This is a genomic window from Sphingomonas sp. PP-CE-3G-477, assembly GCF_003050745.1.
In the GTDB taxonomy this organism is placed as follows: domain Bacteria; phylum Pseudomonadota; class Alphaproteobacteria; order Sphingomonadales; family Sphingomonadaceae; genus Sphingomonas.
Genome location: NZ_QAOF01000008.1, coordinates 122,104 through 145,474, shown reverse-complemented (window position 1 = coordinate 145,474; position 23,371 = coordinate 122,104). Strand labels below are relative to the sequence as shown.

The window sequence follows — 23,371 nt, the reverse complement described above, 5'->3', positions numbered from 1 at the left end:
AAGGGATATGCTGCAACGCACCTAGATCGCGCCGTGCTCGGCCTCGGCGATCATGGTCAGGTCACTACCGAACCCGTCGAGAAAGCTTGGCAGTCCTCCGGTCGGCACATGGTGGCGCCGCGCATGCCGCAGGACCGTGGCGAACTCCGCCAGTCGCGCCGCGCCGAACGCGGGACCAAACACGAGCGCGACGATCCGTGTCGTCGTTTCCGTTTCGCCGGGAAGGCCTGGCGCGGACCACAGCGCCGCACCGTCGTTGCCGTCATATTCGGCCGACACGGCGAGGTCGTGCGCCTGTCCGAGCGCCCGGTGGAGTGCCGCGCGGCTTCGCGTCTCGGCGTCACGGACTTGCGCAGCGCTCTCGCGGGCCATCGTCAGCTGATCGCCGAGCGGTCCGGCGATGACGTCCGCGGGCAGCGGATCGTCGTCCGACAGGATTGCCTGTGCCTGGGTGTATGGGGTCGGCGGTTCGGCATCGAACCCGCCGCTTGGACCATCTGCCCAGATCTGCGCCCCGTCCGACGGCGCGGACTGTGCGGGCGGGGTGGTGCTGACCGAGGCATGGAGTTCGGCCGACAGTGCCTCCAGCATGTCCGCGTCGGCGAGTTCCTTCCAGTTGATGACGCCGTAGATGAAGTCGATCGAGTCGCCGCTCGACGAGAACGGCATCAGGATGCCGCGGTACAGCGTCGTGCGGCCGCGGCTGCTGACGAACTCCGCCTCGAAGCCGATCGGTGCGCGGTTGGCGATGATCTGGAGGTAATGGTCGGTGAGCCGGGAGAGCAGCGAGCGGCTCGGCACGTCGGCGATCGTCGCGATCGGCCCTTCCAGCCCGCATTCCTCGCGCAGCGCGCGGCCGAGATACGCGATCTTCGGGTCGCCCATGCCGCGGCTGAAGTCGAGCAGCACGCTGTGCGGTCCGAAATCGGTGATCGTCTCGGGTTCGAGGTTGGCGATCGACGGGTAGGGGCGACCGTTCAGCAGCGACACCCAGTGGTTGTAGGCGCGGACGTGCATCCGTCGCTCGTCGCCGCCGAGGTCGAACATCACGTCGTTGACGCCGGCGTCCGCCATGTCGCGGACGAACGCCGTGCGCGCGTCAACGCCCCCGTGTTGCCCGTCGCGCCGGACTCCCATCGGCCCGTCGCTCAGCTCACAAACTCGATCCATGCCGACTGGCCCCCAAAGTCACCGCTATACATCTACACCCCCATGGTGAACGACCCGTAAACACGCAAACCGCTTGTCAGCGCAAAAAAGCCCTGTTAAGCGCCGCCCCCTCGACCGGATACATCCAGCGTCGGGCCGCTTTAGCTCAGTTGGTAGAGCATCGCATTCGTAATGCGGGGGTCACAGGTTCGAGTCCTGTAAGCGGCACCATCGACAAGTTGTTGAAAACACTCACATTTTATTGTCTCCAGCGAACTTTTCAGCGACGCAGGCTCCGGTAGCGGTCCGGTGCATCGAGCCCGGCGCACGCTTCTCGATCTTGGCGATGATGCGGTTTAGGGCGCGCACGACGGTTGGGAATTCACCGATGGCGTAGACCTCGGTTTGGCTTCCGGCGCGGTGGCCCATGAAGCCTTCGAGATCCCACTTCTCCGCGCCGTTGTTACGGACGAGCGTCGCGAGGCTGTGGCGCAGCAGGTATGGACGCCACTCGCGGCCGGCCGGCATGTCGAGGTTCGTGAGCATTGTATCCCACGCGCGATCGACGTCCTGAATGGCGCGGCCGTGATAGTTCACGAGCCAGCCCCGACCGGCGCGATCCGGAATGGGAAGCGCCGTGTACGTCTCGTATTCTTCGCGCAGCCAGCGATCGAGCAGCGGCAGAACCGGCAGGACGGCGCGGTGCTTCTTGTTCTGCGTGCGGCCCTGGGGATTCAGGTCGATCGTCGGCGCGCCTGTAGGCGTTGTACTTGTTACGGGTTGCGTTGAGCATCGGGACGGTTCCTGTGAAGGCTTGGCGGTCTGGGCGGGTGGCTGGCGATCAGCAGTCGGTAACGGCGTCGTCACCGCCGCCCGACGCTGGCGAGCGCGAGAAGCCCGGCTGCTCGGTGTTCCCGAGCTGCGTCTTGAGCGTGGCGAAGTCGGGCTGGTGGGCGGTCTGCGCCTCCGTGATCGGCTTAAGCGCGGCCGTCACGACGCCGGTGACGATCGATTTGATGTCGGAAGCGAACGATGCCGGATCGAAATTGTCGTTGGCCGGCTTGGGCTTCGGCTCTTCGATTTGCTTGTCGGGCTCGGCCGTCTTGAACTTGGCCATGACCGAGGCGAACAAACGATCGACGATGCTATCGACCTTCTCGTCATCGGCCTTCTTGGCTTCGAATTCGATGGTGACGGCGTCCGCGGCCGACGCGAATACGGTGCCAGGCGCGCGGTGCGAGAACTGCAGACGCTGGGTACCGATCGACGCGGGCGTGTCGGTGAACGCCAGGCCGATGATGCCGAACTTGCCGCTGCCGGCATAATTGGGGGTGAGTTCGACCGAGGGGTATGGCTTCTGGTCGGCCCTTGCGAGGGCCACGAGCTGATCGTTGCCTTCAACCGTGGTGTAAAGCGCGCGGCGCTTTTCCGTCTTGCCCGCGATGACGATGTCGTCGGTCTTCGCTTCGAGCGCGACCACGTCGCCGTACCCGTTGAACGGGGGCTCGGGGCTGTAGCCCGACACATGCTCGATGTTGATCCGCGGGCTGTAGGTGGCGGGCGTGAATGTCGCGACGCATTCGTCGATCATCTCGGCAGTGACCTTGCGGCCATCGCTGATGGTCTCACCTTCTACGAAGGAGCGGAACGGCTTGCTCTTGGTGCCCATGGCGGCTGGTCCTCGGTTCGATTGCGGCGCGCCGGGCGCCGTTTGATAATTTCGAACAGTGACGAAGAGGGCCGCATCCTCAAGCGGTCGGTCTTGTAGAAAGGCATTCTACAAGACGTTGATGAGGACTCCATGCAGTAAACGCGCGCTGAGCGAAGCAGTGCGCCGCCGACGAAGCTGGCTCCATCGGCGCTCTCCGATGGTTAAACTGGAGTTATGCGCGGTAGTCTCGGCCGCCACGGCTGGCTCCGATAGCGGAAACGTTACGATTCAGCGATTCACACATTACAATTTCGACCATCTCAATTATGCTACCAATCGGTCGGCAAGGTGAGCATCTAAATGGCAGCATCGATCTTTTCTCCAGCGCGTCTGGAAGCCTTGCAGCGCGTTTTATCGCAGGTGGAATTTTTTCTGCTCAACCGAGCAATAAACGCCGCGGCCTCAGCCTCAACGAACGCGATTGATCGCGCGGTGTCTGACGTTCGGCGGGCGGCCTTAGAATACATGTCGATGTTAGGTAAGTTGCTGCACAGCGAAGCGAACGCAATTGCTGACAAGGACCGCGGGCCAAACGCTTGCAGCTTAACGGCGGCGGAGCGGCGCCTCGTCGTGAGTGCTTACGGCCGTGCGGTTTCCCCATCGTTGGTCAGAATTGTTCCTGGGCCGGGATATTCGGTCGTCGCCTTGGCGGCCTTCATCAAAGGTAATCCGGCGATTACCATAGGAAATACCATTTACTTGCGATGGGGATCAAAGCTGATTGATTACAAGAATCTTGATCGAAGCGATGAAAGTATAAGACTGATACTCCATGAATACTCTCATGTAGTGCAGTACGCTCGACTAGGATTTTCCGTATTTGGAGCGCGATATGCCGCCGAACTGGCTCGAGTAGGCGGAGATGCTAATAAGCTCTATGACTACAAGGCAGGGGATAATCCATACGCTAAGCAGACGATTGAAGCTCAGGCTCAGATGGTTGGCGATTATTCGGTTGCACGTCGACATTCCGACCCGGCAAATTCAGCAGCAGCAAGAAGGTTGCGTAGCCGTTTGGCGGGGAGTGGTGTCTATGGGCTCTAGAGCATTTATAATATTACTAGTATCAACGCTGGCTACCGGTTGCCAGAGAGAGACTGAAGTTACCATGTCACAAAACGGCAGCAAGATAGTATTTACATCGACGCGCGACGGTGATCCCGCATGTAGCGATGATGTAAAGGTTTATAAATCTGATGATCAGCTGAACCCTATATGGACGTTAACTGCGCCTGATAGTGTGCCATGCCGGTCGCAGTTTGTTTACGGTGAAACCGTGCCTGGATTTATAGATAGCGGCGTCGCTCCAAAGTTGCAGGCGGGCCAAACATTTACGGTTACGATGAATGGACCGGGACTTGTTGGCGGTGGTCAGTTTACGAAGGCCCCATGACACAAATACGTTAAACAGAATTTTCCGTTCGAATTATACCATGCTGGTATTCTAGATATAATGACCAGATAGCCGGCGCTTGCCGATGGTTGGGTTTCCAAAATCGGATTTTACGCCAGCGCTCTTGTAGAAATACATTCTACAAGAGCCGAGGGGGGCGGCGAGCGTTACGGCATCGCTACGCTGGCGCCGCCGTGTCAATCCTTGCCGACCCCCTCACCATCCCCGTGGAAGAACGGGTACGTCCAGCGCGCAGCCTGTACTGGCGCGGCTGGAGCCTGGCGCAGATCAGCTCCGAACTGGACGTAAAATACGACACGGTGAAAAGCTGGGCACGCCGGCACAACTGGGAGGACGCGCCGTCGATCCGCAAGCTGGAGGACTGCCTTGAGACGCGCCTGATGGTGCTGATCTGCAAGGATAAGAAGACCGGCGACAATTATACCGAGTTGGACGCGCTACGTCGCCAGGTCGAGAGCTTGGCCAAGGTCCGCCGCTATGAAGCACCTGGCGGTCATTCCGGCGATCTGAACGACAAGGTCGCTAACCGCAACGCGGGCGAGAAGAAGAAGGCGAAGAAGAACCACTTCACCGCCGACCAGGCAGCCGAGTTGAAGGCGATGTTCCTCGACCAGTTGTACGGTTATCAAGAGGCATGGTTCGAGGCGCTGTCGTTTCGTACCGTCGTCGAGGGGTTCCATGAGATGATCCGGCGCAAAACAGAGGAAGATCTTGTTCCCTGGATCGAACGTGGCCGAGGCAGCTTGGTAGCGTCTTTCGCCAATGGAATTGCACGCGACGTAGCCGCGGTTCGAGCCGCCATCGTCACCTCTTGGTCAAACGGGCAGACCGAGGGGCAGATCACCAAGCTCAAACTCGTCAAACGCCAGATGTACGGACGCGGTAAACTCGACCTACTCGAAGCGCGATTGGTCGGCACCGCATGGCTCTGAGATCATCAAATGTGCGTCAGAGCCTCTTTTGGACGCCGATAGGGGGTCCTTTTTGGACGCCGATTGACACCGACGCGATCGAGCGCGCCTTGGCGCACGGCGAAAAAGACAAGGTTCGTGCCGCCTACCATCGCGGTGCGCACTGGGCCGAGAGAGTTAAGATGGCTCAGTGGTGGTCGGATTACCTCGATCAACTTCGCGTCGGCGGAAAAGTGATCAAGGGCAAATTTCGGAGCCGGGCATGAGGACGCGGCGGCATTGTTAGCTATCATCTCGGGGGTGCAACTGGACAGGGTTTGCGATCGCCTTTTGTTGCGCAGCTTCGCGACGGAATATCGGTGATTTGTAAACTGGAACCTGGTTTATAAATGACATATAATGCTTAACATGGCTGAGCGTTTGACACGAAAGCTAAACCAACTCCAGCGCTTGCCCGAACACGTGCTGGTCGATGCCGCATGGCTGGACCGCCACGGATACTCGTCGTCGCTACGCAGCCAATACGTCAAGTCGGGCTGGCTCACTCAAGTCGCGCCACGTGTCTATCGTCGCGCGCAGGAGCCGTTGACCTGGCAACAGGCTGTTATGTCGCTGCAGAGCTTCATGGGTTATCCGCTGACCGTGGGCGGGCGCACCGCTCTCGAAGAGCAGGGTTTTCGCCATTACCTCGGCGAACGGCACGAAGTGCATCTCTACGGCCCCGCCAAGCCGCCCGGCTGGCTCGCAAAGTTGAAGCTAGAGGTGCGATTTGTCTGGCACAACGCAACAAAGCTGTTTCCTGAGGAGCCGCTTGATCCGTGCGGACCGCCGGAAGCCTCCGATGACTTTTTACCAGCCAATTTCATGATCGGAGCTCAGGGCATGACATGGCCATTACGCCTGTCGTCCCCTGAGCGCGCCTTTCTGGAACTGCTCGACGAGCTGCCTGACCGTGAGAGCTTTCATCAAGTCGATGTGCTCGCGGAAGGGCTGGTCAATCTGAGCCCAACCAGATTGAAGCTGCTGCTCAGCCAGTGCCGTAGCGTAAAGGTCAAGCGGCTCTTCTTCTTCTTCGCCGATCGCCACCGCCACGCGTGGCGCCGTCATGTCGATCCCGCAGCATTCGATCTGGGTGCCGGAAAGCGGGCTCTGGTACCGGGCGGTCGCTTGTCGAAAGACTATAATATCACGGTCCCGGAGGATCTGCTTGGCCTTGCTTGATGCCTATCGCCAGCAAGTCGCTTTGCTGGTGCGCGTCCTTCCCTTCGTCGCGAGCGAACCCGAGTTCGCATTGAAGGGCGGAACCGCGATCAACCTCTTCATTCGCGATATGCCGCGGCTCTCGGTCGATATCGACCTGACCTACCTGCCCATCACCGACCGGCCTTCGTCGCTGGTCGCGATCGATGCCGCAATGCTGCGGATGGCAGGCCAGATCACTGCGGGGATCAAGGGTGCCAAGGTCACCCCGAGCCGGCTCCAACCGGATAACAAGATCACGAAGCTCGTGGTTCGCCATGACCGCGTGCAGATCAAGATCGAAGTGACACCGGTTCTGCGCGGTGCGGTAGGCGGGGTGGGCGTCGCTACCCTCTAGTCCCGCCGCGGCGGGTCGCAACATCGGCTGCGCCGATGTCCTCCACTCTGTTTCGGCCCTTCGGGTGCCGCCCGCCGCTCCAGCGGGACTGCCGGTTCGCTCCTGCCGCCCACCCCGCCATTCCGGCGCCGGTTGCGGTGATTTTAAGGAGTGAGGAAATGGCAAAGGACATCGCAACCAAAACCACCGGCACGCTCTACGCTGAGGTGACCGACCGGATCATCGCGCAGCTGGAGGCGGGGCGGGTGCCGTGGGTGCAGCCATGGGACGGGTCGAAACTGGAAAGCGGGCTAGCGACGAGCATCGCCGGCAAGTGGCGTTCCTCAAGCGGTTCACCGTTTTCAATGTCGACCAGTGTGAGGGGCTGCCCGAAGCGCTGTCGGTCGGCGGCGGGGCGTTCCTCGGCGAGCGCGAGACCATCGATTGCGCCGAAAGCCTTATGGCCGCGACTGGCGCGTAGATCGGCATCGGTGGCGACACGGCGTTCTACACACCGGGGGCGGATCGCATCCAGCTGCCGCCGCAGCAGATTTTTCACGATCAGGTGAATTACTACCGGACCGCGCTGCATGAGCTTGGCCATAATGCCGCGACTCGGATTATGCCGCATGGCGTCGAAAAGGCGCGGTTGTCAGCATGATCGCGCGAAACCTGTTCGGCATAATCTTCGACGCTCCAACAACCTGGAGCATCAAGATCATGACCGACATTCTGACCGAGGCGGGGACCGCGCGAGCGGTGCTGTTGACCGACTTCGAAGACTATCTTGTCAAACAGCGCGGCCTGAGTCCGCGAACGATCTATCACACGCTGCGGTTTGCTGACCGGTTCCTCGATCATCGCTTCGGTGAAGGAGCGATCAATCTGCCGGGCCTTCGCCCTGCCGATATCATCGGCTTCATCGAGCATGTTCTGACGACAGGACGCCGCGACAAGACGGTTGCGACGCATGTTCGCGCCTTCCTTCAATTTCTGTTCGCGCGCGGGGTGACGGCCACCAATCTGGCGCTGAGCCTTCCCAAGGCGGCCAAGCGGTGGGATGCGCGGCTTCCTCGGCACCTCGCTCCGGAAGGTGTCGAGGCGGTGCTCGCTTCGGCACGCAGCAATCCCCGATACGGCGCGCGCGACTATGCGATGCTGCTGATCATGGCGCGGCTCGGTTTGCGCGCGGTCGAGGTCATCGCGATCCAGCTCGACGACATCGACTGGCGTGTCGGCGAACTGACGGTGCGCGGCAAGGGCCAGCTGCACGACCGCTTGCCGATCTCGCCGGAGGTAGGCGACGCGTTGAGCGCTTATCTTCGCAACGAGCGTGGGCCGGCGACCTGCCGGACCCTGTTCGTCGCACAGCGCGCGCCGTATCGACCGTTCAAAGACGGGCAGATCCTCAACGCGATCCTCAAGGAGGCGTTGAAGGCGACCGACCAGAAGCCGGTGACTCCCTATGTGGGATCGCACCTGCTGCGTCATAGCCTTGCGACCCAGCTGGTGAACGCGGGCGCATCGCTCGACGAGGTGGGCGATGTGCTGCGGCACCGCTCGCGCTCATCGACGATGATATATGCCCGGCTCGACATCGACGGTCTACGATCCGTCGCAATGCCCTGGCCCGTGACGGGAGGCGGACAATGAGCCTCACGTCTCAGCTCGACCGCTATCTGAGCGTTCGTCGCAAGCTCGGCTACGACCTGCGAACTGCCGAGCGCATCCTCCGCCGCTTCACGCGATATGCCGATGGCGAAGGGGGTGCCCATATCGACACGGCGCTGTTCCTGCGCTGGCACGCCACGCTGGCGGAGGCGAGCCGCTCGACGCGTGCCGCGAGGCTTTGCGTCGTGCGCCTGTTCGCGCAGTGGCTGAGCGGCTTCGATCCGGCGCATGAGGTGCCGCCGCGCGGCTTGTTCCCCGACTCCACGAAGCGACCCCGCCCGCACATTTATAGTGACACCGAGGTCGGCGCGATCGTCGCAGCGGCTACCGAACTGCCATCTATCTATGGCCTTCGCGGGCTGACCTGCTCGACGTTGTTCGGGCTGGTCGCCATCACTGGTCTCAGGATTAGCGAAGCGCTGGCACTCGACCGCGACGATATCGACATCGACCATGCTGTGCTGCGCGTCAGACGCGGGAAGCTCGGTCGAGAACGGTTGCTGCCGCTCGACCCGAGCGTCATCGCGCAGCTGGCCGCCTATCTTGCCGAGCGTGACCGGCTGATCGGCCATCCGGCCGCACCGCTGTTCGTTACCGACAAGGCGACGAGGCTTACCGACTGCTCGGCCCGCTATAACTTCGCGCAGGCATGCCAGCGGATCGGCATGCGATCCCAGCAGCTGTATCAGCGGCATGGGCGGGGACCGCGCATCCACGACCTGCGCCACACCTTCGCGGTGCGCACGATGATCAACTGGTACCGCACCGGCAAAGACCCAGCGCGCGAGATGATCCGGCTGACGACCTATCTGGGGCATACCAATCCCTCCAACACATACTGGTATCTGGAAGCGGTGCCGGAACTGCTCGATCTGGCGATGGCACGCGCCACCGTGATCGGTGGGGAGACGGCACTATGAGCGCCGCCGCCTTGCCTGCGCTGATCCAGCGCTTCTTCACCGACCGGTTGTGCACGCAGCTGGAAGCGAGCCGTCATACGGTTGCCGGCTATCGCGACACGTTCCGGCTGCTCCTGCGGTATGCGAGCGCCCAGCGCGGAAAACCGCCGGTCAAGCTGACGGTCGAGGACATCGACGCCGATCTGGTCGCCGACTTCCTCGTCCACACTGAGACGGCGCGGCACAACAGCGCGCGCAGCCGCAATACCCGGCTTGCCGCGATCCGGTCGTTCTTCCGCTTCGTCGCGATGACCGACCCGACCTGGCTGCTGCACTGCCAGCGCGTCCTCGCCATGCCCAACAAGCGCTATGTGAAGCGCGCGGTGACGTTCCTCGATGCCGACGAGATGGCAGCGTTGCTGACCGCGCCGGATCGCTCGACATGGGCCGGGCGCCGCGACCACGCGCTGCTCCTGCTCGCCGTCCAGACCGGCCTTCGGGCATCCGAACTGGTCGGCCTCAGATGCGGCGATGTCGTGCTGGGAACAGGCGCTCACATCCGTTGCATGGGCAAAGGCCGAAAAGAGCGCGCAACGCCGCTGCGCCGTGACACGGCTAAGCTGCTGGCCGCGTGGATCGGCATCGACAAGGACGTGAGTAGGCCGCTGTTCCCGTCGATCCGGGGCGAACGGCTGAGCCGCGATGCACTGGAGCATCTGGTCCGCAAGCACTGCCTGACGGCGGCGCGGGCCTGCCCCAGCATCGGCGCGAAGCGGGTCACACCGCATACGCTACGCCACAGCAACGCGATGGACCTGCTCCACCACGGTGTTGATCCAGCGGTGATCGCGCTCTGGCTTGGTCACGAGAACGTCGAGACCACCCAGATCTACATCCACGCCGATATGCGGATGAAGGAGAAAGCCCTCGCTCGCGTCGCCGCTCCGCCGACACCGTCAGGCCGCTTCCGGCCAGATGATCAGCTCCTCGCGTTCTTGGAAAGGCTCTGATTATGCCGAACCGCCGCACGACCGATGCCCGGAAAACCAACCTCCGAACGAGGCCGTGCGGCATAATCCGGGTCGCGGCATTATGGCCCTTATGCCGATATCGGCATAAGGGCCACTGGACCGGCCATCCGAGCCGGCTCGACCGTGACCAGAAGGGCGCGCCGCGTAGTGCCTCCTATGCCCGCGAGGAACTGGTTGCCGAGATGTGCAGCGCGTTCACCTGCGCGGAGCTGGGCATCGTGCCGACCGTCCGCCATGCCGATTACATCGGTGCATGGCTGGAGGTGCTGCGCGAGGACTCCCGCGCGATCTTCCGCGCCGCCAGTCAGGCGAGCAAGGCGGCCGACTATCTGCTCGCGTTCCGTACCGAGGGGGTCGATGTTGCAGGGCAGGAGATGGCGGCATGACCGACCGTCCCGAAGAGCTGAAGGCGCGCGCGGAACGCGCCTTTGCGCGGTCGACTGCGCGGTCGACCGATCCGGCGCCCGGTGATTATCATGGGCCCGTGCATCCGGACGAATTGGCGAAGATGGAGCGGGCGATGCTGTCGCTCCCGCGAATAACGCGGGAGATATTCCTCGCGGTCCGGCTCGACGGTTACAGCTATGATCATATCGCCGAGGTGACCGGGCTCAGCCAGCGTCAGGTCGCGCGGCGGATGCGGACGGCGATCCGTCGTCTTGGTCGCTACAGGCGCGGCGGCGAACGCCCTGAATGGCAGCTGTGGTTCCACAAACATTTCCCGCGATGGTTTCGCTGAAACGGCCAACCTCGCCCGGCGATCGCCGGGCGAGGTTGGCGCATTCACGTTGCCCGGTTAGGTAACGCACATGAAGTCCGACGCCGATCATCTGCCCGAGCGCAACCAGACGGAGCTGGATCATATCCAGCGCATCCTGCTGGACGAGTTCGCCGCCGCGATCGCGACGGCGACCAAGCCGCACAAGCGGAACGGCAAGGTCTACAAGATCATCCTGTTCGGCAGCTATGCGCGCGACGACTGGGTCGACGAGCCGGAGAACGGCTATCAGTCCGATTACGATCTGCTCGTCGTCGTCAGCCACGCCGACCTCACCGAGATCGCCGATTACTGGTACGTCGCCGAGGACAGGATCCTACGCGATGCCGCCATCGCACGACCGGTCAACATCATCGTCCATTCTCTCGAAGAGGTGAATCAGGCGCTGTCGCGCGGCGAATATTTTTGGGTCGACATCGCGCGTGACGGGATCGCGCTTTACGACCTGCCGTGTCATGCGCTGGCAACGCCCAAGCCGCTGACGCCCGCCGACGCATACGCGATGGCGCAGGGATATCGTGATTTCTGGATGCCTTTAGCCATCCATGCACAAGCGCTCGCGGATATCAGCGTGACCAACAGCGTGTATCGGGACGCGGCATTCATGCTTCACCAGGCGGCGGAGCGGGCATACGCATGCTTTCTTTTGGTTCACACGCTCTACTTTCCGCGATCCCACAATATTAAATTCTTGCGGTCGATCGCTGAGGATAAGGATCTTCGTCTGATTGAGGCGTGGCAACGCGAAAGCAAGGTTGATCGGCGCCGTTTTGAGTTGCTCAAGCGCGCCTATGTCGAAGCCCGCTACTCGCCGAGCTACGCGATCACTGCCGACGATCTTGACGCGCTGGCGGTCTCAGTCGAACGCCTGCGCGGGATCGTCGAAACGCTATGCCGCGAGCGCCTTGATAGACTGCGAGAGGCCGCAGCCGCAGGTTAATCGATCGTCGGTCAAATCAGTCGGGCTCGTCATCGAACGCGCGTTTGCCGCGGCGGCGCCACAGCATCAGCATCTGGTCGCGATCATCACCGCGCAACCGCGCCGCGACCTCGACAAGCGCACCGAAAATCACGGCGCGATCGTCGTCGGTCAGCGGGATCAGTCCGGCCTTTGCGATCAGTCCGCCCAGTTCGATTAGATGCCGCGTTCGCTCGCGCCGCTTCACGATCCAGTCGCCCGTATCATTGCGGCTTCGTGTCGCCAGCAGCCGATGCCGCGCGGCCATCGCGCGTCGCTCCGCCGTTCGCGACGCGACCAGCTTTGCCTGCAGATCCACGCCCCGAAGTTTGAAAGAAGGCGGCACCCCGATGGCGCCATTCCTCCCGGATCGCGGCGTCCTTCGTGTCGACAGCCGAAAGCAACACGCCGGTCAGTTCTTCGATCGACACCGCGTCGGCGCCGGTCGAGATCACCAACGTGCCGAGCTGCGTTCGTCGAGCGCTGCGTAACTTTTTAGCCTTGTCGTCTAGCGCCCTCAGTTCCGAATCGTAGTCGCGAGGTTTGCGCATCCTGTCGTCCTCAATTACGTGTTGAGGGTGCCTCAGTTAGTGGTGAAGTCGATCAGCGTAAATATAATGAAACAGCGTGGGACGAAGTCGTCCCGAGATAGATGAAATCTTCGAAGGGCGGGTTTATACGTCGTGCCGACGTCGCTTGTGTAGTGTAGATGGATCGCCGTCATGGCGATCTACCATTTTTCGGCAAAGATGATCTCGCGCGCAAACGGCTCGAGCGCGCTCGCCGCGGCGGCCTATCGCTCCGCGTCGCGACTGCGCGATGAGCGGCTCGATCGTGCCCATGACTTTTCGAACAAGGCCGGCGTCGTGCATTCCGAAGTCATGCTGCCGGACGGCGCGCCCGAGCATCTGCGTGACCGCGAGCGGCTGTGGAACGAGGTCGAGGCGGTCGAGGTCCGCAAGGACGCGCAGCTCGCCCGTGAGATCGAGTTCGCGCTGCCCCGCGAGCTGGATCAGGCGGAAGGCATCCGGCTGGCGCGCGAGTTCGTGAAAGTCGAGTTCGTCGATCGCGGCATGATCGCCGATCTCAACGTGCATTGGGACATCGGTTCGGACGGACTGCCCAAGCCGCATGCCCATGTGATGCTGTCTACGCGGAGCATCGGCGAAGACGGTTTCGGTTCGAAGGTGCCATCCGCCTGCCTAGAGGACACCTGCCCCGACATCGTCTTGGCCCGCGTGATTACGTCGGATCGAAAGCCAAAGGCCTGACGCTGTGCCAGCGTGCCGGATCGTAGGGCTCTGATGGCCGCCGGGTTGTCAAGGAAAGCGTCATGGAGTCTCTGCTCTAAAGTGATGACGGTTCTTCCGTAATGATTGCTCGCAGTGATATCCTGCTCATGGCCGTAATCCCAAAGCTTGAGCGAGCGAACCGGAAATTCGCTGTGCGGCGTCTCCAATTACCTCGTCGGCCAGATGCGCATATTTAGCCGTGGTTTCCGGGAGGACATGGCCCAGCAGCTTTCCAATGGTTACCAACGGCACGTTGTCCATGATCGCGGTGGACGCGAAACTGTGCCGCAGGTCATGAAGCCTGAGATCTGGCATGGAGCAGGATAGACGGAAGCCACTCCACCACGGATCTATTGTAAGCGGTTTCGTCCCGGCCATGTTCGGGAAAACGAGCGGGCATCCTTCGCGGCGAGGAATGCTAGCCAGTACCGCGAGCGCTTGGCTGTTCAGCCAAATTGTCTTCGGTCCCGTCTTGCTGTCCGGCAGCAAGAGGTGAGGGGGGCGAACCCATTCCCAACGCAGATCCCGGATTTCGCTGATGCGCGCGCCGGTGAAGAGAAGTAGCCGCACGATCGCTACCTGTGACGGGAAGCGGTCGTCTGTTGCGCGCAACGCAGCGCCGAGACGGCTATGTTCAACCGGAGAGAGATAGCGTTCCTTTGCCGCCCGCCTATATCGGGGGAGCCCTCGGCAGGGGTTCGATCCCTTGCGACGCAGATTGAGAGCCTCGGCATATTTGACCAGGCTGCCAAGAACCGGAATGGCACGATTGTACTGTGACTCCTGATCGCCCGCGCAGTCGTCACGCCACCGCCGCACATCGGTCGACCGCACTTCGCTAATTCGCATGGCGCCGAACACGGGCGCTAGCTGAACACGCCAAGCCGTGAAATTCCGTTTGGCTGTCGATGGCTTCCAGTACCGTGCAACGTCGTTCCAATGCATATCGACGAAGTGTTCAAGCGTGATCGCATTTACGGCGGCCTTCTGCTTCGGCAGACCGTCTACGGCCGCCTCGGCAAGCAGTCGGCGAGCCTGAGTCCGCGCCAGAAGCGCCGCGACCTCGTCGGGGCGACCGAGCGTTATCCGGATATGTTTGCCGCGCTGGCGCGATCGAACCGTCCAGAAGCAGCTCCCGCTCGGCAGGACGCGAAGCCCAAAGCCTTTCAGCTCGGTATCCCAGATCGTGTATTCCGCCTGTTTCGTCGGATGCTTGCGGCGAGCGTAGTTCCCATCCAGAAACGCACTTTCGATTGCATAGCCTCCTCGGGTTGAGGAAGTAGGTTCTTTGCTCGAAACGGGTTTTTTGGAATTTATCTGGCCGTTCAGCTCCGGGACCGGATAGCAATCATCGCCCCCTAAACTGCTAGATACTTTAAGGATTGGTTCGACTGACTTTACTGAAACTTTTCTCATCTACGCATGCATAGCATGCAAGGGTGTGCTCCACTCGAGCACAGGCCAGAGCGAACGTGCGCTTTCGAGAGGTCTAGCGCTCGGCGCGGATGTTCGGGTATGGGTCAGCCTGCCACAGTAATTCCAAGCGACGGGTCAACCAATTGCCCTGTTTCGAGATCAGATCATGCGCTCGCGTTATGCTGGTGCGACCCCGTCAGCGCTGACCAGTTCGGCGCCAACGAGAGTGCCGACTAGCCTTACACGCTTCTCAACCAGGTCCACGGGCGTACGCTGAAGTTCCAGCTGATAGCGTCCGCCTGCGTCGCGGCGCAGGTAGAACGCACCACCATCGCGTGACAACGTGCCCGTTTCGTCAATTCGGGTTCCAATGTTCATCGCGAGATCCCTATCAGCGATCACGTTCCTCGCGCTTGCGATCGGCTTTGCGCGCGCGACTGACTGCGGCTGCATGCTCCCGCGCGCGCTTCTCGGAAGGCTTTTCATAATGGCGGCGCAGCTTCATCTCGCGATACACACCCTCGCGCTGCAGTTTCTTCTTTAACGCGCGTAAAGCTTGATCGACATTGTTATCGCGAACGGTAATCAGCATGCGTGCTTGCCCTGGCTGTGTCGGTAATCTCGGCTGGGCTAGTTACCGGTGAGCGGGCCGGCTGCCAAGGGAAGGCCGCATATAAGCGGCATCTTCTCCACCCAGAAAACGCTTCTTCGGATAACCGAATCTTCTGCCAATCGCGGCGCGTTATTCCGGCGCCGGAGCAGTGTGCTTCGCGGCTATCAGCTAAGCGAGGGCATTCTCACGTGCTTGCAATGGGTGGAGCGTAGCGGCCAGGGGGAGCTACGAGTTCAACGAAGCAAGTCGCCGCTCAGTACTGCCTCGACCAGTGGATCTCCAGCACGTGCCGGATCTGAACGAATTGCTGCTTCTTCCCGGCCGATAGCGCGCCAGAGACCTTGCGAGGCTTGATCGGTGACAGCGCGCTGAATTGCGGGGATGTCGATCCCGGTCGCCGCGCCGACGACCGGCCCCAGTATCGACCCGCTCCCAAACTGGTGAAGCGCGTCTCCAATTTCTGGGAACATCGCGTCAATGATCCGATCGCCGATCGCTCGCTCGAGGTAGGACGTTGCCGCGGTCGGGCCGCCGTGCACGATGGCCACTGCATCGGAGAACGTCAGCGAGCGGATCGAGTCGTAGATCAGTGGCGCGGCGCGGTCAGCTGCATCGCCCGCAGCGCGATTTACCGCGATCGCCAATTCGCGCTGTACCGGCGCCGAGCGTAACAGGGCTCCCAGAACAGCGGTCGAACGATCGTTCAGACCGGCCGGCAGGGAAATACGAGCCACCGGGTCGTTGACATATCCGTTGTCCGTGACGAGCCGGGCGAGCGCGCGCTGGCTGGAGATGCCAAGGAGCCGCCGGAGACCCTCCGTCAGATCCCCACCCGAACCGGTCGTCGCGCACCCCGGCAGGACAAGCAGCGGTGTCAGCAGTGCCGTGCCAAGCACCAGGAATCTGCGGGATGGCTCGAACATGGATCATACCTTTCGTTGTAAAGCTTCAACTGATGAACTGTTGTTGATCCGAGCCGTGATAACGCGTGCTGAACAACGAGTTTCGGACGCGATAGGCAAAGCGCTTCGGGGCTCGCGCCTTGGGCAGTCCCGGAATGTATCGTTAAAAATCATACGATCCGTGGATGCCAAACTTCACCGGAATTAATGCTCAATCCAAGGCTCGAATCGACGGTCGCGCAGGTTTCTCTGAGCAAAGCAGGGTGCCCCATTAGGCATGGGTTCGAAGCCGAAATAAGGACCGAATTTTGAGTGGGCCACGCCGGGGCCACGGATTCAGCGGTAGGCAAAAATCCGAGCTTTTCTGAGGGCTACAGCACTAAATGTGAGTCCTGTAAGCCCTACAAAATCAACGGCAAATCATCGTTTAGGCTGTGGTCTTGAGCGATTCGTGACGCATCAGCGTCGCACGCACCTGCCCCCATAACTCCTCTAAGCTGCTCATATCGTTCAGTTCGAGTGCTTTGAAATGTCGCGCAGAGAAGCAAGTTGAGTATGGTGTCGAGGCGCATGGTAATTATTGCGGCTCTGGGCAGCGCTGGGTGTCGACCTTGACGCGCTAGATAAGGAGTTTCTTCGCGAGTTGATCTAGGCCTTAGGCGATCGCTACGGAAAATAGCGGGCGTAATGTCGCGCGCAACTCCTATGTCGAAGGAGTACTCGCGGCCCACGATCCGGCGAGACTAGCGGAGTTGGAGGCGTGGCGCGTACGAGATTGAACGCGCGGGTGCCGGCGATCGGACGACAAAAGTGCGATGCAGCTATCGCGCGCTCAACGGCGATTACGCTGAGCGTTGCGTGCCGGCCAGTACAAGCATCTCGTCGATGGTCCGTCGTATCGCTTCTGGTCGAGCAACTCCTCAATTAAATACCCAGCCGGGAATAAGGCAAGGTCAACGACCGGGTCCATTTATCGGCGCGATAGGCCAAAATTGCGTCACTAGCATCTCTACATGAAGATGTTTTTATTAGCTAAGTGAACAAAAGGGTCTGTAAAGCGTATGCTGGATACCTTGGTATTATTCAGCAGCAAAGCCGCCGGTAGTTGCGACAGGGTATTATTACGAATTCAAGGAAATAGCGTGACGGATACAATCAACACGGTCGAACTTGCCGCCGAACTGACTGCAGCGTGGCTGGCGAACCCCAATACGCGTACGGCTGCCGACGACGTGCCGGCATTTCTCGTGGCGATGCATGCTGCGGTCGAGAAACTCACCGGCAATGGCGATGTGGAACCCGAAGCTGCACCGACGTCTGCGTCCGAGCCTGCGGTATCGGTGCGAAAGTCGCTGGCATCGCCCGATCACATCATCTCGATGCTTGATGGCAAGAAGTACAAGACGTTGCGTCGTCATCTGTCGACCAATGGCCTCACGCCAGAGCAGTATCGCGAGCGGTTCAATCTGAAGTCGGACTATCCGATGGTCGCGGCGAGCTATTCGGAAGCGCGCCGGGCGATGGCGAAGTCGATCGGTCTTGGCCGCAAGGCTGGCTCGACCGTCGAAAAGGCAGCCGACGGCGCGGCGAAGACGGTTCGCAAGGGCGGCAAGGCAGCGTTGGATGCCGCAAAGAAGATGCTCGGCAGCGAAGCCTGAGTGCATGGGGGAGGGCACGGCCTTCCCCCTTTTTCGACCGGCAAGATCGCGTCGGATATTGTTTCTACGACCGCGCTTTGACGCGCACCTGGCTAGGCCGCGCTGCCGTCCTCGATCAGCGCCTCGGCAAGCAGCGCGCGAATGGCGCGCAGTGCCGGGATCGGCGATGGGGTCGATTCCCGGATGATGGGCGCGGTCTTCTCTGCCGCCAGCAACTGCTGGACGCCGCGCACGGTATAGCCCTCGCGGTTGAGCAACGTGTCGATCCGTCGCACCAGATCAATGTCCTCGGCGCGGTAATAACGCCGATTACCTGCGCGTTGCAGGGGGCGAAGCTGCGGGAAACGCGTCTCCCAATAGCGCAGGATATGCTGCGGCAACCCCGTCTCGCGAGACAGTTCGCCTATCGTTCGAAACGCTGCGCCGGCTTTTCCAGTGGGAGGCGCGCCGTTATCGTCGGCGTCGCCCGACATTGATTCAGCCGGCACCGACGATGCGCTCACGCATCATCTGACTAGCGCGGAACGTCAGCACGCGGCGGGGTGCGATCGGCACCTCGATGCCCGTCTTCGGATTGCGACCGACGCGCTCGCCCTTGTCGCGGAGCACGAACGTGCCGAACCCCGAGATCTTGACGTTCTCGCCGCGCGACAGGGCGCCACACATTTCCGCAAGGATCTGTTCGACGATCTTGGACGAATCCGCGCGCGACAATCCTACGTTGCCGTGCAGCGATTCGGCCAGATCGGCTCGTGTCAAAGTACCGGTAATCGTCATTGGCAAGCTCCCACACTCGGTGAACTACCTACACAAGCAGACAGGCGACCGGAAGGACTTTGTTCTGCAAGCGAACCAAAGCGTTTCACAAGGATTAGAAGCGGATAATCGCCGCACCCCAGGTGAACCCACCGCCCATCGCCTCCAGAACGACGATCTGTCCTTGCTGGATCCGCCCGTCACGGACCGCGACGTCGAGCGCAAGCGGCACCGACGCAGCAGAGGTGTTGGCATGCTGATCGACGGTCACGACCACCTTCGCAGGTGCGAGACCGAGTTTCCGCGCTGTCGCGTCGAGGATGCGGGCGTTAGCCTGATGTGGCACGACCCAGTCGACCTGGTCCGACGACAGCCCGGCCATCGCCAGCGACTCGGTCATCACCGAAGCCAGATTGGTCACCGCATGGCGGAACACTTCGCGGCCCTTCATGCGAAGCTTGCCGACGGTCCCGGTCGTCGAGACGCCGCCATCGACATAGAGGAGTTCGTTGTGACGGCCGTCCGCGTGCAGCTTGGTCGTCAGGATGCCGCGACCGCCGTCGTCGGCCGTGTCCTGCGCTTCGAGCACGATCGCACCGGCGCCGTCGCCGAACAGCACGCAGGTCGTCCGGTCTTCCCAGTCGAGGATTCGGCTGAACGTCTCCGCGCCGATCACCAGTGCGCGCTTGGCGACGCCGCTGCGGATCATGCTGTCGACCACCTGCACCGCGTACAGGAAGCCCGAGCAGACCGCCGCGACGTCGAACGCGACGCAGTCGTCGATACCGAGCATCGCCTGCACCTTGGTGGCGCTGGCGGGGAAGGTCTGATCGGGCGTCGCGGTCGCGAGCACGATCAGGTCGATGCTCTGCGCCTCTATCCCGGCGGCGGCCAAAGCAGCTCGGCATGCATCGGCAGCGAGGGTCGCAGTCGTCTCGCCTTCGCCGGCAATGTGGCGGAAGCGGATGCCGGTACGCTCGACGATCCACTCGTCGCTGGTGTCGATCTGCTCCGCGAGTTCGGCGTTGGAGACGCGACGCGCGGGCAGGGCGGAGCCGGTGCCAATGACGACCGAACGGATCATGCCGCCTTCTCCACGCTACCAAGATCGTCGGCGATACGCCGGACCAGATCGTTGCGGACCATCTTGGCGGCATTGCCGATCGCCGTCGCCACACCGCGCTCGTTGGCGCCGCCATGGCTCTTCACGACGATGCCGTTGAGCCCGAGGAATACCGCGCCGTTATGATTGTTGGGATCGAGATGATCGCGCAGCAATTCGGTCGCCGGCTTCGAGATCAGGAAGCCGAGCTTTGATCGCACCGAACTGCGGAACGCACGCTTAAGCAGATCGGCGACGAATCGCGCGGTGCCTTCGGCGGTCTTCAGCGCGATGTTGCCCGAGAATCCGTCACACACGACGACGTCGACATCACCGCGCGACAGGCGATCGCCTTCGATGAAGCCGTTGAACTGCATGTCGACCGCAGGCGTCGCACGCAATTGGGCTGCCGCATCGCGGATCTCGTCCGTGCCCTTCATGTCCTCGCTGCCGATGTTCAGCAGCGCGACGCGGGGATGCGGAATATCGAGCGCAGTGCGCGCATAGGCAGCGCCCATGATCGCGAACTGGACGAGGTTGCGCGCATCGCACTCGGTGTTCGCGCCGAGGTCGAGCATCACCATGTCGGTGTCGCCGAGCGTCGGCAAACGCGCCGCGAGTGCCGGCCGGTCGATCCCGGGCAGCATCCGCAGCGACAGCTTCGCCATCGCCATCAGTGCGCCGGTGTTACCCGACGACACAGCAGCAGCAGCGCGACCCTGTTTGACTAGGTCGATCGCGATGCCCATCGACGTCTTCTTCGCTCGCCGGATCGCCTGGCTCGGCTTTTCGCTCGAACCGACGACTTCCGGCGCATGGACGATTTCGGAGTTCTGCGACAGGTTCGGATGAGCTTTCAGCCCTTCGCGAATCGCAGTCTCGTCACCGACCAGCAGGAAGCGCATGCCCTCGTAGCGATGACGCGCGCGGGCGACACCGGCGAGCATCACTGCCAGCCCGTCATCGCCACCCATCGCATCGACCGCGATCCAGCCGCTGTCGGGCATCGCTTATCCTTCGTTCAAGTTAGAGGTTCCGGTTGGAAGCCTCAGCCCTCGATCGAGAGGATTTCACGACCGTTATAGTGACCGCACGAGCCGCACAGGTTGTGCGGGCGCTTCAGCTCGCCACAATTGGGGCATTCCTGGAACGACGCGATCGTGAGCGAGTCGTGGCCACGGCGCATGCCGCGCTTGGAGGGCGAGGTTTTTCTTTTGGGGACGGCCATTTCGGCACCTTGTTCAATCTAAAGGTCGGGGCTCCGAGTACGTCCGGACACGGGACACAGGCAACCGACAAGAATGCCGGCCGCCTGAAGCAACCCATGCGGCCTGACGCTCGCGAAGCGTGGCGCTATAGCGATTTCACCCCGCGTTGCAAGCTTCTGCCCGGAGTGGCAGGGCATACGCCTGACAAAAGACCTGATATTCGAGGGGCAACGCCGTGATATTACCCGTAACGCTGACGATCGCCGCGGCTGCTGCCGTCGTCAACCTGTGGCTCGCCTTCCGAATCGTGCCGATGCGCGTGAAGGATAACGTGCTGATCGGGGATGATGGCAACCAGCGGCTGCAGGCGCGGATGCGTGCGCATGCCAATTTCACCGAATACGCGCCGTTCATCCTGATCCTGATCGGGCTAATCGAACTCGCCGGTGGATCGACGCTATGGCTGTGGATCGCCGGCGCGGTGTTCGTGATCGCGCGAATCGCCCATGCGTTCGGGATGGACCGGACGACGTCGAGCGTGCCGCGGGCAGGGGGCGCGCTGGCGACCTGGGCGCTGATGGCGGTGCTTGCCGGTTGGGCGCTGACGATCGCGTATCAGGCGAACAGCGTGCCCACTGCCAAGACCTTCCAGGTCGTGCCGTCGGGTGGCCGGGCATGAGTGCGCTTCGCTTGCTTGGGGCGGCAACCCTGTTGGCCGCAGCGCCAGCCATCGCGCAGGTCTCGCCCGAGCGACTGTCCGCCGACGTGAGGACGCTCGCCTCGGACTCGTTCGAGGGCCGTGCGCCTGGTACTCCCGGTGAAACCAAGACGATCGCCTGGCTGATCGCACAGTTCAAGGCGATGAAGGCGCAACCCGGCGGCCCGAACGGCAGCTGGACGCAACCCGTGCCGCTCGTCCACACCCGGATGGGCTCGGGCACCGTCCGCGCCGGCGACACCGCGCTGGTGCAGGGGCGTGATGTCTACCTCAGCACGGTCCGCGGGGTCGACCGCGTCGCGATCGCCAACGCACCGATGGTGTTCGTCGGCTACGGCGTCAGCGCGCCCGAGCGCGGCTGGGACGACTTCAAGGGCCTCGACCTCAAGGGCAAGGTCGCGGTGTTCCTCGTCAACGATCCCGATTTCGAGGCGGTCGCGGGCGACGATGCCAAGGGCAAGTTCGGCGACCGGCGGATGACCTATTACGGCCGCTGGACGTACAAATACGAAGAGGCCGCGCGACGTGGCGCGGTCGGCGCGCTGATCGTCCACGACACGGCGGGCGCGGGGTATGGGTGGAACACCGTCACCGCCCCCGCTGGCGAGAATTACGATATCGTCCGGAAGGATCCCGAATCGCGGGTGATGCTCCAGGGTTGGCTCGAAGGGGGCGCAGCGAGCCGCTTGTTCGCCGCATCCGGCCTCGATCTGGCGGCGTTACGGAAAGCGGCGCGGCGGAGCGACTTCCGCCCGGTCGCGCTGAAGCAGGCGTTCACCACCGACCTGCCGGTCAAGCACGACACCGCCGTAAGCCAGAACGTGCTCGCCAAGCTGCCGGGTACGAAGCACGCGGACGAGGTCGTGATGTTCGGCGCGCACTGGGACGCCTACGGCATCGGCGCTCCCGATGCGCAGGGGCGCACCATCCGCCCCGGCGCCAACGACGACGGTCTCGGCGTGGCGGGCGTCCTCGAACTCGCGCGCAATTTCGCCAAGGCGCCACGGACCGACCGCAGCCTCGTCTTCGCGCTGTGGAGCGGCGAGGAGCGCGGGTTGCTCGGTTCGGAGACCTATGCGGTGAACCCGGTCTATCCGGCCGCCAAGACGGTCGCCAATTTGACGCTCGACATCCTCCAGACGGCTGGTCCCGCAAAGGACGTCATGCTGGTCGGGGCGGGCCAGAACAGCCTCGAGGACATGCTCGGCGATGCCGCCAAGGCGCAAGGCCGCGTCATCACCCCCGAAGCGCTCCCCGAACGCGGGCTGTTCTACCGCGCCGACCATTTCTCGGTCGCGCGGCGCGGCGTGCCGACGCTGCTGCTGATGGCGATCAGCGGCGCACCCGATCTGGTCAAGGGCGGCCGGACAGCGGGGCAGGCGTGGCTCGACGGCTATATGAAATGCTATCACCAGACGTGCGACGCGTGGGGCGCCGACTGGGACCTGCGCAGTGCGGCGCAGGATGTGGACCTGTTCCAGACGATCGGGACTAAACTGGCGAACAGCCGGTCGTGGCCGGAATGGCGCGATGGGTCGGAGTTCAAGTCGGTGCGGGCTGAAACAGCAGCGGAGCGGAAGTAAGACCAACCCTCACGCTCGCAACCAC

The 23,371-nt window shown here is 62.2% G+C and carries 28 protein-coding genes, 1 tRNA gene and 4 pseudogenes; 19 read left to right on the top strand and 14 right to left on the bottom strand.

The features are described from left to right. Nucleotides 1–21: 21 nt before the first annotated feature. Nucleotides 22–1,137, bottom strand: coding sequence for a hypothetical protein (locus C8J45_RS15295; protein ID WP_107963988.1), 1,116 nt, complete (start codon nucleotides 1,135–1,137; stop codon nucleotides 22–24). A gap of 167 nt (nucleotides 1,138–1,304) precedes the next feature. On the opposite strand from C8J45_RS15295, the gene C8J45_RS15290 reads away from it, so the two are divergent. Next, nucleotides 1,305–1,380, top strand: a tRNA-Thr gene (locus tag C8J45_RS15290). Between the two features lie 21 nt (nucleotides 1,381–1,401). On the opposite strand, the gene C8J45_RS15285 is transcribed toward C8J45_RS15290, so the two are convergent. Further along, nucleotides 1,402–2,016 carry a tyrosine-type recombinase/integrase gene (locus C8J45_RS15285; RefSeq protein WP_107963987.1) on the bottom strand — a complete coding sequence of 205 codons (615 nt, stop codon included), beginning with the start codon at nucleotides 2,014–2,016 and terminating at the stop codon, nucleotides 1,402–1,404. After that, nucleotides 1,991–2,818 (bottom strand): GPO family capsid scaffolding protein, encoded by an 828-nt coding sequence (locus C8J45_RS15280; protein ID WP_107963986.1) that lies wholly within the window; start codon nucleotides 2,816–2,818, stop codon nucleotides 1,991–1,993. Before C8J45_RS15280 ends, C8J45_RS15285 begins: the two co-directional genes overlap by 26 nt. Nucleotides 2,819–3,160: 342 nt before the next feature. Here C8J45_RS15280 and C8J45_RS18960 point away from each other — a divergent pair, with 342 nt between their 5' ends. From C8J45_RS18960 to C8J45_RS15225, 14 genes and pseudogenes are all read left to right on the top strand, one after another. Next, nucleotides 3,161–3,904 carry a hypothetical protein gene (locus C8J45_RS18960; RefSeq protein ID WP_146168633.1) on the top strand — a complete coding sequence of 248 codons (744 nt, stop codon included), beginning with the start codon at nucleotides 3,161–3,163 and terminating at the stop codon, nucleotides 3,902–3,904. 543 nt (nucleotides 3,905–4,447) lie between these two features. Beyond that, nucleotides 4,448–4,600: pseudogene (locus tag C8J45_RS19650) on the top strand (hypothetical protein); the annotation flags it as partial. 54 nt (nucleotides 4,601–4,654) lie between these two features. Further along, nucleotides 4,655–5,206 (top strand): transposase, encoded by a 552-nt coding sequence (locus C8J45_RS15275; protein WP_258191487.1) that lies wholly within the window; start codon nucleotides 4,655–4,657, stop codon nucleotides 5,204–5,206. 53 nt (nucleotides 5,207–5,259) lie between these two features. Next, a pseudogene (locus C8J45_RS19645) lies at nucleotides 5,260–5,451 on the top strand (integrase); the annotation flags it as partial. A 142-nt stretch (nucleotides 5,452–5,593) separates the two neighbouring features. Then, the gene (locus tag C8J45_RS15265; protein ID WP_146168632.1) at nucleotides 5,594–6,406 is read left to right on the top strand and encodes a type IV toxin-antitoxin system AbiEi family antitoxin domain-containing protein; all 813 of its coding nucleotides are present in this window, start codon (nucleotides 5,594–5,596) and stop codon (nucleotides 6,404–6,406) included. Next, nucleotides 6,393–6,782, top strand: a complete 390-nt coding sequence (locus C8J45_RS15260) for a nucleotidyl transferase AbiEii/AbiGii toxin family protein (RefSeq protein WP_258191483.1) — start codon at nucleotides 6,393–6,395, stop codon at nucleotides 6,780–6,782. Before C8J45_RS15265 ends, C8J45_RS15260 begins: the two co-directional genes overlap by 14 nt. A gap of 35 nt (nucleotides 6,783–6,817) precedes the next feature. Continuing rightward, nucleotides 6,818–7,330 carry an ArdC-like ssDNA-binding domain-containing protein gene (locus C8J45_RS15255; RefSeq protein WP_308811355.1) on the top strand — a complete coding sequence of 171 codons (513 nt, stop codon included), beginning with the start codon at nucleotides 6,818–6,820 and terminating at the stop codon, nucleotides 7,328–7,330. Next, a complete protein-coding gene (locus tag C8J45_RS19640; RefSeq protein WP_308811357.1) occupies nucleotides 7,249–7,422 on the top strand; it encodes a zincin-like metallopeptidase domain-containing protein in 174 nt (57 codons plus the stop codon). The genes C8J45_RS15255 and C8J45_RS19640 overlap by 82 nt, the downstream gene beginning before the upstream one ends. Nucleotides 7,423–7,481: 59 nt before the next feature. Continuing rightward, a complete protein-coding gene (locus C8J45_RS15250; protein ID WP_107964028.1) occupies nucleotides 7,482–8,414 on the top strand; it encodes a tyrosine-type recombinase/integrase in 933 nt (310 codons plus the stop codon). Further along, entirely contained in the window at nucleotides 8,411–9,352 is a 942-nt protein-coding gene (locus C8J45_RS15245) for a tyrosine-type recombinase/integrase (protein WP_107963983.1), read from the top strand. Before C8J45_RS15250 ends, C8J45_RS15245 begins: the two co-directional genes overlap by 4 nt. Continuing rightward, on the top strand, nucleotides 9,349–10,341 hold the full coding sequence (locus tag C8J45_RS15240; RefSeq protein WP_107963982.1) for a tyrosine-type recombinase/integrase: 993 nt from the start codon (nucleotides 9,349–9,351) through the stop codon (nucleotides 10,339–10,341). The genes C8J45_RS15245 and C8J45_RS15240 overlap by 4 nt, the downstream gene beginning before the upstream one ends. Before the next feature lie 107 nt (nucleotides 10,342–10,448). Next, a pseudogene (locus tag C8J45_RS15235) lies at nucleotides 10,449–10,748 on the top strand (zincin-like metallopeptidase domain-containing protein); the annotation flags it as partial. After that, a complete protein-coding gene (locus C8J45_RS15230; RefSeq protein ID WP_107963980.1) occupies nucleotides 10,745–11,101 on the top strand; it encodes a sigma factor-like helix-turn-helix DNA-binding protein in 357 nt (118 codons plus the stop codon). The pseudogene C8J45_RS15235 and the gene C8J45_RS15230, both read left to right, overlap by 4 nt. A gap of 70 nt (nucleotides 11,102–11,171) precedes the next feature. Then, the gene (locus C8J45_RS15225; protein ID WP_107963979.1) at nucleotides 11,172–12,080 is read left to right on the top strand and encodes a HEPN domain-containing protein; all 909 of its coding nucleotides are present in this window, start codon (nucleotides 11,172–11,174) and stop codon (nucleotides 12,078–12,080) included. Between the two features lie 16 nt (nucleotides 12,081–12,096). Here the strand turns inward: C8J45_RS15225 and C8J45_RS15220 are convergent, their stop codons facing one another. Next, nucleotides 12,097–12,366: a conjugal transfer protein TraD gene (locus tag C8J45_RS15220; RefSeq protein ID WP_107963978.1), complete on the bottom strand. Its 270-nt coding sequence runs from the start codon at nucleotides 12,364–12,366 to the stop codon at nucleotides 12,097–12,099. After that, nucleotides 12,323–12,649 carry a conjugal transfer protein TraD gene (locus C8J45_RS15215; RefSeq protein WP_107963977.1) on the bottom strand — a complete coding sequence of 109 codons (327 nt, stop codon included), beginning with the start codon at nucleotides 12,647–12,649 and terminating at the stop codon, nucleotides 12,323–12,325. The genes C8J45_RS15220 and C8J45_RS15215 overlap by 44 nt, the downstream gene beginning before the upstream one ends. 171 nt (nucleotides 12,650–12,820) lie before the next feature. Here C8J45_RS15215 and mobQ point away from each other — a divergent pair. After that, nucleotides 12,821–13,288 (top strand): annotated as a pseudogene (gene mobQ, locus C8J45_RS15210) (MobQ family relaxase); the annotation flags it as partial. A gap of 207 nt (nucleotides 13,289–13,495) precedes the next feature. Here mobQ and C8J45_RS15205 read toward each other — a convergent pair. From C8J45_RS15205 to C8J45_RS15190, 4 genes are all read right to left on the bottom strand, one after another. Then, nucleotides 13,496–14,806: a site-specific integrase gene (locus C8J45_RS15205; protein WP_107963976.1), complete on the bottom strand. Its 1,311-nt coding sequence runs from the start codon at nucleotides 14,804–14,806 to the stop codon at nucleotides 13,496–13,498. A gap of 177 nt (nucleotides 14,807–14,983) precedes the next feature. Then, nucleotides 14,984–15,184 (bottom strand): DUF5818 domain-containing protein, encoded by a 201-nt coding sequence (locus C8J45_RS19420; RefSeq protein WP_107964027.1) that lies wholly within the window; start codon nucleotides 15,182–15,184, stop codon nucleotides 14,984–14,986. Nucleotides 15,185–15,197: 13 nt separating this feature from the next. Then, on the bottom strand, nucleotides 15,198–15,398 hold the full coding sequence (rpsU, locus tag C8J45_RS15195; protein WP_056052371.1) for a 30S ribosomal protein S21: 201 nt from the start codon (nucleotides 15,396–15,398) through the stop codon (nucleotides 15,198–15,200). A 254-nt stretch (nucleotides 15,399–15,652) separates the two neighbouring features. Continuing rightward, the gene (locus C8J45_RS15190) at nucleotides 15,653–16,342 is read right to left on the bottom strand and encodes a DUF4197 domain-containing protein (protein WP_107963975.1); all 690 of its coding nucleotides are present in this window, start codon (nucleotides 16,340–16,342) and stop codon (nucleotides 15,653–15,655) included. A gap of 1,121 nt (nucleotides 16,343–17,463) precedes the next feature. Between C8J45_RS15190 and C8J45_RS15185 the strand changes: the two genes are divergently transcribed. Next, the gene (locus C8J45_RS15185) at nucleotides 17,464–17,979 is read left to right on the top strand and encodes a MucR family transcriptional regulator (RefSeq protein ID WP_258191481.1); all 516 of its coding nucleotides are present in this window, start codon (nucleotides 17,464–17,466) and stop codon (nucleotides 17,977–17,979) included. A 92-nt stretch (nucleotides 17,980–18,071) separates the two neighbouring features. On the opposite strand, the gene C8J45_RS15180 is transcribed toward C8J45_RS15185, so the two are convergent. From C8J45_RS15180 to rpmF, 5 genes are all read right to left on the bottom strand, one after another. After that, nucleotides 18,072–18,452, bottom strand: a complete 381-nt coding sequence (locus C8J45_RS15180) for a MerR family transcriptional regulator (protein ID WP_107963973.1) — start codon at nucleotides 18,450–18,452, stop codon at nucleotides 18,072–18,074. A gap of 4 nt (nucleotides 18,453–18,456) precedes the next feature. Then, complete coding sequence (locus C8J45_RS15175) at nucleotides 18,457–18,756, bottom strand: integration host factor subunit alpha (protein WP_107963972.1); 300 nt, start codon at nucleotides 18,754–18,756, stop codon at nucleotides 18,457–18,459. A gap of 94 nt (nucleotides 18,757–18,850) precedes the next feature. Then, the gene (locus C8J45_RS15170) at nucleotides 18,851–19,819 is read right to left on the bottom strand and encodes a beta-ketoacyl-ACP synthase III (RefSeq protein WP_107963971.1); all 969 of its coding nucleotides are present in this window, start codon (nucleotides 19,817–19,819) and stop codon (nucleotides 18,851–18,853) included. Then, nucleotides 19,816–20,844, bottom strand: a complete 1,029-nt coding sequence (plsX, locus tag C8J45_RS15165) for a phosphate acyltransferase PlsX (protein ID WP_107963970.1) — start codon at nucleotides 20,842–20,844, stop codon at nucleotides 19,816–19,818. The genes C8J45_RS15170 and plsX overlap by 4 nt, the downstream gene beginning before the upstream one ends. Before the next feature lie 41 nt (nucleotides 20,845–20,885). After that, complete coding sequence (rpmF, locus tag C8J45_RS15160; protein ID WP_056054400.1) at nucleotides 20,886–21,065, bottom strand: 50S ribosomal protein L32; 180 nt, start codon at nucleotides 21,063–21,065, stop codon at nucleotides 20,886–20,888. A 215-nt stretch (nucleotides 21,066–21,280) separates the two neighbouring features. Between rpmF and C8J45_RS15155 the strand changes: the two genes are divergently transcribed. Further along, complete coding sequence (locus tag C8J45_RS15155; RefSeq protein ID WP_056054403.1) at nucleotides 21,281–21,724, top strand: MAPEG family protein; 444 nt, start codon at nucleotides 21,281–21,283, stop codon at nucleotides 21,722–21,724. After that, entirely contained in the window at nucleotides 21,721–23,346 is a 1,626-nt protein-coding gene (locus C8J45_RS15150; protein ID WP_107963969.1) for a M28 family metallopeptidase, read from the top strand. The genes C8J45_RS15155 and C8J45_RS15150 overlap by 4 nt, the downstream gene beginning before the upstream one ends. Nucleotides 23,347–23,371 lie beyond the last annotated feature (25 nt).

Coding starts and splice junctions, on each gene's coding strand:
- C8J45_RS19420 (WP_107964027.1), bottom strand. CDS start 15,184: ATGAACATTGGAACCCGAATTGACGAAACGGGCACGTTGTCACGCGAT.
- C8J45_RS15190 (WP_107963975.1), bottom strand. CDS start 16,342: ATGTTCGAGCCATCCCGCAGATTCCTGGTGCTTGGCACGGCACTGCTG.
- C8J45_RS15150 (WP_107963969.1), top strand. CDS start 21,721: ATGAGTGCGCTTCGCTTGCTTGGGGCGGCAACCCTGTTGGCCGCAGCG.
- C8J45_RS15170 (WP_107963971.1), bottom strand. CDS start 19,819: ATGATCCGTTCGGTCGTCATTGGCACCGGCTCCGCCCTGCCCGCGCGT.
- C8J45_RS15205 (WP_107963976.1), bottom strand. CDS start 14,806: ATGAGAAAAGTTTCAGTAAAGTCAGTCGAACCAATCCTTAAAGTATCT.
- plsX (WP_107963970.1), bottom strand. CDS start 20,844: ATGCCCGACAGCGGCTGGATCGCGGTCGATGCGATGGGTGGCGATGAC.
- rpsU (WP_056052371.1), bottom strand. CDS start 15,398: ATGCTGATTACCGTTCGCGATAACAATGTCGATCAAGCTTTACGCGCG.
- C8J45_RS15240 (WP_107963982.1), top strand. CDS start 9,349: ATGAGCGCCGCCGCCTTGCCTGCGCTGATCCAGCGCTTCTTCACCGAC.
- C8J45_RS15230 (WP_107963980.1), top strand. CDS start 10,745: ATGACCGACCGTCCCGAAGAGCTGAAGGCGCGCGCGGAACGCGCCTTT.
- C8J45_RS15255 (WP_308811355.1), top strand. CDS start 6,818: ATGTCCTCCACTCTGTTTCGGCCCTTCGGGTGCCGCCCGCCGCTCCAG.
- C8J45_RS15220 (WP_107963978.1), bottom strand. CDS start 12,366: ATGGCCGCGCGGCATCGGCTGCTGGCGACACGAAGCCGCAATGATACG.
- C8J45_RS15245 (WP_107963983.1), top strand. CDS start 8,411: ATGAGCCTCACGTCTCAGCTCGACCGCTATCTGAGCGTTCGTCGCAAG.
- C8J45_RS15280 (WP_107963986.1), bottom strand. CDS start 2,818: ATGGGCACCAAGAGCAAGCCGTTCCGCTCCTTCGTAGAAGGTGAGACC.
- C8J45_RS15180 (WP_107963973.1), bottom strand. CDS start 18,452: ATGTCGGGCGACGCCGACGATAACGGCGCGCCTCCCACTGGAAAAGCC.
- C8J45_RS15275 (WP_258191487.1), top strand. CDS start 4,655: ATGGTGCTGATCTGCAAGGATAAGAAGACCGGCGACAATTATACCGAG.
- C8J45_RS15215 (WP_107963977.1), bottom strand. CDS start 12,649: ATGCGCAAACCTCGCGACTACGATTCGGAACTGAGGGCGCTAGACGAC.
- C8J45_RS18960 (WP_146168633.1), top strand. CDS start 3,161: ATGGCAGCATCGATCTTTTCTCCAGCGCGTCTGGAAGCCTTGCAGCGC.
- C8J45_RS15225 (WP_107963979.1), top strand. CDS start 11,172: ATGAAGTCCGACGCCGATCATCTGCCCGAGCGCAACCAGACGGAGCTG.
- C8J45_RS15175 (WP_107963972.1), bottom strand. CDS start 18,756: ATGACGATTACCGGTACTTTGACACGAGCCGATCTGGCCGAATCGCTG.
- C8J45_RS15265 (WP_146168632.1), top strand. CDS start 5,594: ATGGCTGAGCGTTTGACACGAAAGCTAAACCAACTCCAGCGCTTGCCC.
- rpmF (WP_056054400.1), bottom strand. CDS start 21,065: ATGGCCGTCCCCAAAAGAAAAACCTCGCCCTCCAAGCGCGGCATGCGC.
- C8J45_RS15250 (WP_107964028.1), top strand. CDS start 7,482: ATGACCGACATTCTGACCGAGGCGGGGACCGCGCGAGCGGTGCTGTTG.
- C8J45_RS15295 (WP_107963988.1), bottom strand. CDS start 1,137: ATGGGAGTCCGGCGCGACGGGCAACACGGGGGCGTTGACGCGCGCACG.